The sequence below is a fragment of the Arthrobacter sp. P2b genome (assembly GCF_900168295.1).
GTDB lineage: Bacteria > Actinomycetota > Actinomycetes > Actinomycetales > Micrococcaceae > Arthrobacter.
Genome location: NZ_FVZL01000018.1, coordinates 74,936 through 85,225, shown reverse-complemented (window position 1 = coordinate 85,225; position 10,290 = coordinate 74,936). Strand labels below are relative to the sequence as shown.

The window sequence follows — 10,290 nt, the reverse complement described above, 5'->3', positions numbered from 1 at the left end:
ACTCCGCAAACTGCTCCCCAATGGCCTCCATGGGACAACTCTGCCAGTGACCACTGACAAAACATCCGGCCCAAAGCCGCTATGTGGAAAACCGGATGCATCCGGCTGTCATCCCTCCGTCACTTCACCAGAACTGACCGGATTGCGAGAGCAGCGGGTCCTAAATCTGTTGGTGTGGCTGTTTGAATCGCTGGTTGGACCATCGTGGCCTCGTTGCTTCAATGAACCAATGCGCGGACCATGAAGGCATGCGCAGAACCAATAGTCCTGGCCGCCGGCGGCTGTGGGCGCTGACAGTGGCGGTTGCCAGCCTGGGCGTGGTGATTGGGCTTGTGGTGTTCAAGCCCTGGCTCCTCTTCGTGGATGTGCGCGTGGATGAGCAGCTCCCGATCGCCGCGAGTGCGCCTGCCGGGACGCAATCCGCCGTTGCCGAACCGGTGCCGCCTGCCACAACTCCGGCTGGTTCTGCTGACACTGCGCAGGGGTCCTCGCGGCCTGCCGGTCCGCAGCAACTGGCGGTGGGCACATTGGTCAGTCACGAACACACGACGACGGGCACGGTGCGTATCGTCCAGCAGCCGGATGGCTCCCGCTTCCTTACGCTGGAAAACCTCGACACCTCCAACGGGCCCGATGTGCACGTCTGGTTAAGCGCCGCCCATGTGGTCGAGGGGACGGATGGGTGGTTCACAGCAGGCTCTGCCGAACATTACGACCTGGGCCTCATTAAGGGAAACCAAGGTAACCAGGTTTATGAGATACCCGCAGGAGTGGACCTCTCAAAGTACCGGTCAGTGGATTTATGGTGCGTGCAGTTCAGCGTATCTTTCGGTGCTGCTGAACTGGGGGCCTGAGGACTGGAAACCCGCGCCCAGTCAGCGGAAACGCCGCCGGCCGCCGCGTCCCCCAAGGATCGCGACGGCCGACAATGCGATTCAGTTGTAACACAGAGTTCCAGCAGCCCCCGTGTCAAGAATGGCTTCCGCGTCATGAAACGGAAGCCGTGGCTTCAACTAGGGCTTGGAGCCAGCTTCACCGGAGGTGCCCAAGTTGGTTGTTTCCGGGTGTGTGCTGTGGGCGGGGATGTGGTCCTCGCCAAGCTCGGTGTCGCTGAGCGTTCCGGAGGTCCCGGCCGCACCGGTAGTCCCGGCGGACGTGCCAAGGGTGCCCGTCGTGCCAAGGGTGGCTGACGTCCCGAGCGTATCCGTCGTGCCGGCAGTGCCCGACGTGCCGAACCCGCCGGATGTACCTGAAGTACCAGCAGCACCGGTGCCGGCGGCGCCCGCGGAAGTGGCGTCGTCGGAGGTTGTGGACTTGGCGCCGCCCGGGGAGCTGTCACGGTGCATGGCAGAGCCGATGACGGTGCCTGCCCGTCGTGCCGCCTCGGTCAGCTGGTCGGCAACATCGGGTGCCTTTTCCTTGATGGCTTCGGTGGCAACAGCCACTTTGTCCTGGACAGGCTTGCTGTCCCAGATGCCCGCTGCCCGCGCCTTGAGCTTGTCGTAAGCGGCGCGGCCGGACCGCGACCCCAGGACGTAGCCTGCGGCAATTCCAACGCCCAAAAGAAGTTTGTTTTTCACGATGAACTCCTGCTCCGTGAGAAGGTTTTCAGTTCCGGCCTCGTGGCCGGGAAAGTGAAAACCGGCCTGGGGGATTGTGGTCCCCAGGCCGGTTTCCTGGCTTGCGCGCGGTGTTAGCCGCGCACGCTGCGCTTGGTGATCATGCCGTACACCAGCAGCACGATGAGCGCGCCACCGATGGCCAGCAGCCACGTCTGCAGGGAGAAGAACTCCTGCAGTCCGGTGCCGAAGATCATGCCGCCGATCCAGCCGCCGAGGAGGGCCCCAACGACGCCGAGCACGAGGGTGATGAGCCAGCCGCCACCCTGCCTGCCCGGAAGGATCGCCTTAGCGATCGCACCAGCAATAAGTCCGAGAATCAGAAATGCAATAAATCCCATTTTTCGTTCCTCTTCCTAAGTAAAGGAGGCCTCCGGATCCCGGAAGCACTTCATCCTTCTGCATCAATAGTAATCATGCTTACTATCTCTTTGCCAACCCCGAAGATAACAAAAAGCGCACTTCAGGCCTGTTTTAGTGCCCGGTTACGTCGGAATCATTGCCGGCCCCGGGACCCTCGTCGAGGATGGACAATTCCGCGAGATCCTGCGGATCCAGGGCGAAATCAAAGATGTCCAGGTTCTCCCTCATCCGGTCCGGATCAGCAGTTTTCGGAATCGTTACAAGTCCATGCTGAATATGCCATCTCAGGACCAGTTGGCCGGGCGTTTTTCCATGCTTTTCAGCGAGCTGCGTCAGGATGGGAGCGCCCAGCAGGCTGGCCCCGGATCCGCCAAGCGGGCTGTAGGACTGGGTGACAATCCCATGCTTTTCGTGGAACTCCCGCTCGGCGGCCCGCGTAATGGCCGGAGTGAGCTGAATCTGGTTGACCGCCGGGACCACGTTGGTCTCCGCCATCAGCCGTTCCAGGTGGGCGGGCTTGAAGTTTGAGACCCCGATGGACCGGACTTTACCCTCCGCCTGCAGCCGTTCGAATGTTTTCCACGTGGAGATGTACTCATCCCGTGCAGGCAGCGGCCAATGGATCAGCAGCAGGTCCACGTACTCCAGCCCAAGCCGTCTCAGCGAGCCCTCCAGGCCCTCCACCGCCCTGTCCTTGCCCTGGAACTGGCCGTCCAGCTTGGTGGTGACGAAGACGTCAGATCGGTCCACGCCGCTGGCACGGATGCCGTTGCCGACACCGCGTTCATTGCCGTACTTCACGGCGGTATCGATGTGCCGGTAGCCGGCTTCCAAGGCCTGCACGACGGCGGTGGCCGCCTGATCGTCATCCAGCGGCCAGGTGCCAAGACCCAGCTGCGGGATGGAGTATCCGTCATTGAGTTTGATGAGCGGTGCAAGTGTCATTTGAACAGTCTCTCCCGTAGAAGGCGTCCTAGCCCCCAAAAGCCCGGAGAATATTCTCCGCATTGTGGTTCAGCACCACCCGGGCAGTGTCCGATACCGTGTCCGGACCCTTCTGCTGGGCAAGGAAGTCCACAAAGCGCTGGACGGTCCGGGCGGCCTTACCGGCGTCGCCATCCTCCACCGCCTTGCCTGCCTGCTGCACGCTGGCAGCCAGCTGGCTGGCCACCGGTCCGGCAACATCACCTGAATCCACGAGGTCCTCCAGGACGTGCTCCAGTGCCTTGACGCTGCCGGGCAGCCAGGCGGCGCGCAGCGGGACGTTGGCGAAGTCCATATCGGAGGCGAAATAGAAGTCGGTGTAGGACGGCTGGTTGTAGGTGGTGTTCTGCCGGGCAACTTCGGCGCGGTACTGCGGATCGTGCATGAGCGTGTACAGCTTGTGGCTGGTCACTTCCGTGCTCATGTACATCCGCAGGGCGGAACTGTCGGCAGTGCGGACCAGCATTTCCTCGCGCCAGTCGCCCACCACGTCCGCCACCAGGCTGGGCGTGCCCTTGGTGCCGTTGTTGGTCCGGGTGCCATCCGCGGTCAGCAGCCGGCCGCGCTTCCAGTCGTCGATGGTGGGGGTCTGGTCTCCGGAGCCGTTGATGATCTGGGTGGTCATGTCCGCCGCCCACTTGATGCTCATGTTGGTGCCGGGCCCGGTGGAGGAGAGCTTGTCGCCGTCGGCGGACTGCATGCCGATGGCCCAGTTCTCGATGCCGGGTACGGCCGGATCCACGTCACCGATCATGCCGCGGCCGGTGTCCTTGCCGGAGTAGGCACCGAACAGCACTTCGCCGTTGGCGGCGTCGCGCATGGCGTAGCCGTAGGGCGCGTAGGTGGCGCCCTCGTGGACCGTGAAGATCTCCTTGCCGGGCCGTGCCGGATCGATGTCCGTCACGTGCATCGCATCGCCGTGGCCCAGCCGCGCCTCTTCGCCGGGCGCGGCGCTGCCGGCCGGCAGGGTGCCGAACGAGCTGTACAGCAGCGAGCCGTCGTCGTCAATCGTTGCGGAGCCGTAGACGATCTCCTGCTTGCCGTCGCCGTCCACGTCCGATGCGCTCAGCGAGTGGAAGCCCTGCGTGGTCAGCTTCCCGTACTCCGGATCGGTTCCGTCGCGGCCGTGCGGCGAATCGTTGAACGGGTTGGTCATGGGTGTCCAGCCCGAGTCGATGTTCCACACGGGGGAGAGGTTCGTCCCGTCCCAGGTGTAGGTGGCCAGGGTGGTGCGGGTGTAGTAGCCGCGGGCGAAGACCGCCGCGGGCTTCTTGCCGTCGAGGTAAGCGACGCCGGCGAGGAACCGGTCCACGCGGTTGCCAGGCTCGATGCGGCCCATGGCGTAGTCGCCCCACATCAACCCGTCGTCGTGCCTGCCGGGCTCGTAGGCTACCGTCTTCAGCTCCTTGCCCGTGGCGCCCTCGAAAACGGTGAGGTACTCCGGCCCGGACACGATGAAGCCCTCGAAGGCGCGCAGGTTGTTCCGGGCGCTGCGCGAGGGTGCGTAGACGTCCATGAAGTGGTTGGTCAGCGCCTCCGCGTCGGCCTTGGACAGTGGGTATTGGTACTGGGGAGCGATGCCGAACGCCTCCTCCAGTGTAGCGGGCCAGTTGCCGGCCTTGACCTCCGGGTGCTCGGTCCAGCCTTGGAACGTCTTGACCAGGTGCTGGTAGTAGTCCGCCGCGCTCATCCGGTAGTCGTCCGTGTTGGCGTAGCCGGCGTCGACGTCGGACTGCAGCAGGGTGATGAACGCGCTGGAGGCAATGCTGCCGTCCGCGTTGTAGTTGGTGCTCTTGGTTCCCGGGGCGGTCTTCATCATCATCTCGGCGCGCCCGTCGCCGTCGAAATCGTTGACCAGCAGTTGCGTGTAGTGCGCGCCGGAGCGGATGTTCACGCCCAGGTGGATCCGGTGCAGGAGCGTGCCGTCCGCTTTGTAGGTGTCCACGTAGGTGTTGCCCGTGTAGCCCACCTGTGAGACGTCCTTGGAGTTGTTCGGGTCCCATTTGACGATGAACTCGTACTGGCCGTCGCCGTCCACGTCGCCCACCGACGCGTCATTGGCCGCGTAGGTGTAGGCCTGTCCGGAGGGCGTGACACCGTCGGCCGGCTTCTTCAGCGGGATGTCCTTGAAGTTGCCGCCCCAGGATGTGGCGGTTGCGCTGCGGTCCAGTTCAACGCCCCCGACGACGGCCCGCACCTGGTACTCCGACGCTGCGGTTCCAGCTGGGTCAAGGTAGTTGGTGCTGTCGGTGACCGTGGCGAGCTTCTGGCCGTCGCGGTACACGTTGAAGTCGGTACCGGTAAGGCCGGTGGCTGAGGAGCCGGTGGCTTCATGCCCCAGGAGGCGCCAGCTCAGGAAGACGCCCTCGGACGTTCCGGCGGCCACCAGTCCACGGTCGAGGTGGTCCAGCTGGACGGCGGGGTTGGCGGGCTTGGCGGAAGGTCCGACGGCGGACGCAGGGGCGGCGAGGCAGCCGATGGTCAGTGCGAGGCCGACGGCCCCTACCGAGAGAAGGCGCAGGGGAGTCCTGTGGGGATTCATCGATGAATCCTTTCAATCGTGAGACGGGAAAACGCTTCCCCAGTAATTTAGAGTGGGGGAGGGTACAAAACAAGCCCTTGCCAGAGTTGCCGGAAGGGGGTATTTAGAACGTTGTAGAAACGCCCGATACCAAGCCCGGAGTCGCCGTTATACGCCCTTGCGGGCCCATCCGGTAAGGCGGTCGCTGAGGTCCATGTAGCTCCGGTCCACCACCTGCAGTCCAGGGTTGGCGTCATACCAACGAACAATCTCGCGTGCACCGTCCGCGAAGGGGATGGTGGCCGTGTAATCCGGAACCAAGGATTTGATCTTGGTGTTATCGAAAATTACCGAATGGGACCGGTCACCGAGCAGGTTGGAGCCAAGTTCAGGGCTGTGAGCAGCGATGGTTTCGGATGCAACGTGGACGAGGTCAGGCTCAGGGGTGCCCGCGGCCCGCGCGAACAGCCGGTAGATCTGGTTCCAGGGCAAGTACTCGTCCGACGTGATGGTGTAGCTCTCACCCACCGCCTGCGGCCTGCCGAGCAGCCCCACGAAGGCCTTCGCGAAGTCGCGGCTGTGGGTGAGCGTCCAGAGGGATGTGCCGTCGCCGTGCACCATGACCGGCAGCCCGGACCGCATCCGGTGGATGTCGGTCCAGCCGCCCACCATGGCGATCTTGGTGCGGTCGTAGGTGTGCGAGGGACGCACCACCGTGAGTGGAAAGTCTTCCTCCCGGTAGGCCCGGTAGAGCAGTTCCTCGCACGCGATCTTGTCCCGCGAATATTGCCAGAAGGGATTCTTCAGCGGGGTGGACTCCCGGATCGGCAGGCGGGAGGGCGGCTTTTGGTAGGCCGACGCGGAGCTGATGAAGACGTACTGCCCCGTCCGGCCCCTGAACAGGTCCAGGCTGGCCTGCGCCTGATCCGGAGTGTACGCAATAAAGTCGGCAACGGCGTCGAACTCCCGCCCGCCCAGCACGTCCCGGACGGAGGCTGCGTCACGGACGTCGGCGGCCACGACCTCCACCCCTTCCGGGACAGGCCGCGTGGACCGGCCCCGGTTAAGGATGGTCAGCCGGTGGCCCAGCCCGGCGGCCAGCTCGGCCGCCGCTGTGCTGATGACCCCGGTGCCGCCGAGAAACAGGATTGTCCTCGGCGCCACCGTATCGGCTGCGTGCAAAGGGTCTACCACGCGTAGTCTTCCGGGGCCGTCCGGTGCCCGGGGAAGATGTCGTCCAGCCGCTTGAGGGCGTCGGCGTCCAGGGTGACATCAAGGGCGCCGATGGCCGCGTCCAGCTGTTCATGCGTCCGCGGACCCACAATGGGCGCCGTGACCGCAGGCTGGTGCAGCAGCCAGGCCAGGGCCACGTCCCCGGGTTCGTGCCCCAGTTCGTCCGCAAAGTCCTCGTATTGGCGGATCTGGTCCTCATGCTTCTTCAGCGTCTCCGCTGCCCGTCCCTCGGTGCGGCGGACGCCGTCGCGCTCTTTCTTCAGCACCCCGCCCAGAAGCCCGCCCTGCAGCGGTGACCATGGAATAAGGCCGAGGCCGTACTGCTGAGCGGCCGGGATGACCTCGAGTTCCACCTGGCGCATGAACAGGTTGTAGATGGACTGTTCGCTGACCAGCCCGGTGTAGTGCCGTCGGCTCGTCCCAGGGGGTGTCCCGGTCGATGTGGTGGAACTGGTAGACGTCGATGTAGTCCGTCTGCAGCCGCTTGAGGCTGGCATCCAGGGCGCGGCGGATGTTGAGTGCGGACAGCTTTGACTCATTGGGGCGGTCAGTCATGGTGCCGTAAAGCTTGGTGGCCAGCACCGTGTGTTCACGGCGCTCGCCGCCCTTGGCGAACCAGCGCCCGATGATTTCCTCGGTCCACCCGCGGTGCCCGGCACCGCCGTAGACGTTGGCGGTGTCGAAGAAATTGATGCCGTTGTCATGGGCGGAATCCATGATGCTGTGGGCGTCCGCCTCATCGGTCTGCGGCCCGAAGTTCATGGTGCCCAGGCAGAGTCGGGAGACTTTCAGGCCGGAGCGGCCCAGATGGGTGTACTGCATTGTTGGATCCTTTCGGTGGTACTGCCTGTTACTGCCTGCCGAACCGGTGGCTGAGCTTCCCGAGACCGGCTAAAGCTGGCTGAAGGAGGCGACGGCGGGATCGGAACCGAGGCGTGCCCCCGATTCGAGGGCGGTGATTGCCGCGAGCTCCTCGCTGGAAAGCGCGAGGGACGAGGCCGCGAAGTTTTCCCGGATGCGGGCCGGATCGACAGACTTCGGGATGACGATGTTGCCGGTGGCGAGGTGCCATGCAAGCACTACCTGGGCGGTGGTGGCGTTGTGCGCATTCGCGATGGTGGTGACGGCGTTTCCGTTGAGGTCGGCGCCCCGGCCCAACGGACTGTAGGCCTCCACCTCGATGCCCAGGCTCCGGCACTTTGCTGCCAGGTCCGCCTGCTGGTAGCTCGGGTGGAGTTCGATCTGGTTGACGGCGGGGACGATCTCGGCGGACTCAAGCAGGGTGTCCAGGTGTTCGGAGAGGAAGTTGGAGACTCCGATGGCCCGGATCTGGTTGTTCTCGTAGAGCCGCTCCATCTCCTTCCAGGCCTGGACGTACAGGCCCTGCGAGGGGACCGGCCAGTGGATGAGGTAAAGGTCCACGAAGTCCAGGCCCAGCGCCTTGCGGCTGTTCTGGAAGGCCTCCTGCGCCCGGCCCTGCTCGCCGTTCCGGAGCTTGGTGGTGACAAAGATGTCCTCACGCGGGATGCCGGTAGCGGTAATCGCCGCGCCCACGCCTGCTTCATTCCGGTAGCCGGCGGCGGTATCAATGTGCCGGTAGCCTGCTTCGAGGGCGTCTTCCACGATCCGCTGGGTGTCCTCGGGCGGGACCTGGAAAACGCCGAGGCCAAGCTGGGGGATGGTGACGCCGTTGTTGAGTGTCAGCTCTGACATGGGTGCTCCTTGCGTAATGCTGGTGATGTGCTGCTGGGAAGGGTGCCGGTTTGCTCGACGCCGAGAAAGCGGTTTCCGCTGGCTCACCATCGAGCCTATGCAGTTTTTGTCCCATAGTCAGCAGGAAAAGCTGATCCTGTTTTTCCTAGGACTGCCAGTCCTACCTTCGTTGTAGAACGGAACACCCTTGCCGGGCACAATGGTCACCATGGGTCAAAGCGCCGAGTTCGGAAAGTTCCTCAAAGCCATGCGGTCCCGGCTAAGCCCGGAGGACGCGGGAGCGGGCCCCACCTCCGGCGCCCGCAGGGTCCCCGGCCTGCGGCGCGAGGAGGTGGCCCGGCTGGCAGGGGTCAGCACAGATTACTACGTCCGACTGGAACAGGGCCGGAATATCCACCCCTCACGCGCCGTGCTCGAGGCCGTGTCACGGGCGCTCCGCCTGGACAGCAGCGAGCATGCGCACATGATGGACCTGCTGGAGAACTGCGCGAACAATCCCCGCACCCCCGGCAGCCCGTCAGTCCAGGGTGTCCGGCCGGCGCTGCGCCACCTCCTGGAGGCTGTGGGCGATGTGCCGGCCATGCTGCTGGGACGTCGCAGCGACGTCCTGGCGGGCAACCGGATGGCGTTCCTTCTCTTTACGGACTTTGCGGCGCTTCCCGCCGGGGAACGGAACCTCACCCGCTGGCTGATCCTCGATCCGGGGGCCAGGACCTTGTTCCGCGATTGGAAAACGGTGGCGGCGGAAGCCGCCGGAGCCCTTCGGATCGACGTAGGGCGGCACCCTAACGACCCCCAAACAAACCAGTTGGTGGGCGAACTCGCAGTGAACAGCGAGCACTTCCGGCAATGGTGGGCAGGGCACCGTGTGGCAACCCGGTCTGCCGGGACCGTCAGGCTGCACCACCCGGCCGTGGGCGACCTGGAACTGAACTTTGAAAACCTTGCCCTTCCGGACGAGCCCGACCAGACGCTGCGGGTGTACTCCGCCCGGCCTGGATCGCCGTCGTCGGACGCCCTCGCGCTGCTGGCCAGCCTGGGCGCCGGCCCCGCCCCGGTTGGGGAGCGCAGTATTTCCAGCCCGGATGCGGCGGTCGTCGAACGGGGAGAGGTGTCCTGAGCGCGCCACTCCTGCTGTGCATCTGGCCAAGCCAATACGCCAATTCTGGCCAGCCGTCCATTGGTTGGCGATCGTGCTGTTCCTAGGCTGGAGAAACAAGCTTTTCACCACCAAGGATGGTCTCAACGATGAAACGCATCGCACTGCTCAAGGAACGCCAGGCGGGTAACGCCGGCACCGCCTCCTCCACGGCCACCGGCTCGCATTGCCCGGTGTCCGGCCTTTGGAGCCCGGACCACGACCCGCACACCGTGCTGTCCTTCTTCGAAGGGCACGTGTTTCCCGCGTTCGACGGCGTTCCCACCGTGTGGCGCCGCCGTTCAGCCGGCACTGTCTCGGCCAACTAGCGCCGCTTTAACCCAAACTGACCCGCAGCCAACGCCGTCAAAACCAGGTTTTGCGACGTTTGACTGCGGGTCAGTTGGGTGTATCTAGTGCTCTTCGAGCCGGAAACCGAGCTTGATGGTCACCTGCCAGTCAGCGATTTTGCCTTCTTCCAGGTGGCCGCGGATTTCCTTCACCTCAAACCAGTCGAGGTTGCGGAGGGTCTGCGATGCCTTGGCGATGCCGTTGCGGACGGCGTCATCCACTCCCTGGGTCGATGTGCCGACAATTTCAGAAATGCTGTACGTGTGGTTGGACAACTTCGCTCCTCTTGATCATCGTTGCTCCCGGTTGCGGGCCGTTCTTGAAGACTAGTAGCACTCGCAGAGCCCTGACCAGCCCTTATCCGCCTG

At 64.3% G+C, this 10,290-nt stretch carries 10 protein-coding genes and 1 pseudogene; 3 read left to right on the top strand and 8 right to left on the bottom strand.

Going from position 1 to position 10,290, the window contains the following annotated elements:
* The first annotated feature begins 248 nt into the window (after positions 1-248).
* Positions 249-854 carry a DM13 domain-containing protein gene (locus B5520_RS19195; protein ID WP_079598658.1) on the top strand — a complete coding sequence of 202 codons (606 nt, stop codon included), beginning with the start codon at positions 249-251 and terminating at the stop codon, positions 852-854.
* Between the two features lie 159 nt (positions 855-1,013).
* On the opposite strand, the gene B5520_RS22835 is transcribed toward B5520_RS19195, so the two are convergent.
* From B5520_RS22835 to B5520_RS19160, 7 genes and pseudogenes are all read right to left on the bottom strand, one after another.
* Positions 1,014-1,580 carry a hypothetical protein gene (locus B5520_RS22835; protein WP_079598657.1) on the bottom strand — a complete coding sequence of 189 codons (567 nt, stop codon included), beginning with the start codon at positions 1,578-1,580 and terminating at the stop codon, positions 1,014-1,016.
* A 113-nt stretch (positions 1,581-1,693) separates the two neighbouring features.
* On the bottom strand, positions 1,694-1,960 hold the full coding sequence (locus B5520_RS19185; protein ID WP_079598656.1) for a GlsB/YeaQ/YmgE family stress response membrane protein: 267 nt from the start codon (positions 1,958-1,960) through the stop codon (positions 1,694-1,696).
* 133 nt (positions 1,961-2,093) lie between these two features.
* Positions 2,094-2,927 (bottom strand): aldo/keto reductase, encoded by an 834-nt coding sequence (locus B5520_RS19180; protein WP_079598655.1) that lies wholly within the window; start codon positions 2,925-2,927, stop codon positions 2,094-2,096.
* A gap of 28 nt (positions 2,928-2,955) precedes the next feature.
* On the bottom strand, positions 2,956-5,508 hold the full coding sequence (locus tag B5520_RS19175; RefSeq protein WP_079598654.1) for a rhamnogalacturonan lyase: 2,553 nt from the start codon (positions 5,506-5,508) through the stop codon (positions 2,956-2,958).
* Positions 5,509-5,655: 147 nt separating this feature from the next.
* Positions 5,656-6,681 carry an NAD-dependent epimerase/dehydratase family protein gene (locus tag B5520_RS19170; protein WP_079598653.1) on the bottom strand — a complete coding sequence of 342 codons (1,026 nt, stop codon included), beginning with the start codon at positions 6,679-6,681 and terminating at the stop codon, positions 5,656-5,658.
* A pseudogene (locus tag B5520_RS19165) lies at positions 6,675-7,542 on the bottom strand (aldo/keto reductase). The gene B5520_RS19170 and the pseudogene B5520_RS19165 overlap by 7 nt, the downstream one beginning before the upstream one ends.
* Positions 7,543-7,611: 69 nt before the next feature.
* Positions 7,612-8,433 carry an aldo/keto reductase gene (locus tag B5520_RS19160; RefSeq protein ID WP_079598652.1) on the bottom strand — a complete coding sequence of 274 codons (822 nt, stop codon included), beginning with the start codon at positions 8,431-8,433 and terminating at the stop codon, positions 7,612-7,614.
* Positions 8,434-8,641: 208 nt separating this feature from the next.
* On the opposite strand from B5520_RS19160, the gene B5520_RS19155 reads away from it, so the two are divergent.
* Together B5520_RS19155 and B5520_RS19150 are read left to right on the top strand one after the other, a co-directional pair.
* Entirely contained in the window at positions 8,642-9,553 is a 912-nt protein-coding gene (locus B5520_RS19155; RefSeq protein ID WP_079598666.1) for a helix-turn-helix transcriptional regulator, read from the top strand.
* 128 nt (positions 9,554-9,681) lie between these two features.
* Complete coding sequence (locus B5520_RS19150; protein ID WP_079598651.1) at positions 9,682-9,900, top strand: hypothetical protein; 219 nt, start codon at positions 9,682-9,684, stop codon at positions 9,898-9,900.
* Positions 9,901-9,984: 84 nt separating this feature from the next.
* Here the strand turns inward: B5520_RS19150 and B5520_RS19145 are convergent, their stop codons facing one another.
* Positions 9,985-10,197, bottom strand: a complete 213-nt coding sequence (locus tag B5520_RS19145) for a dodecin (RefSeq protein WP_066287620.1) — start codon at positions 10,195-10,197, stop codon at positions 9,985-9,987.
* Positions 10,198-10,290: the final 93 nt, after the last annotated feature.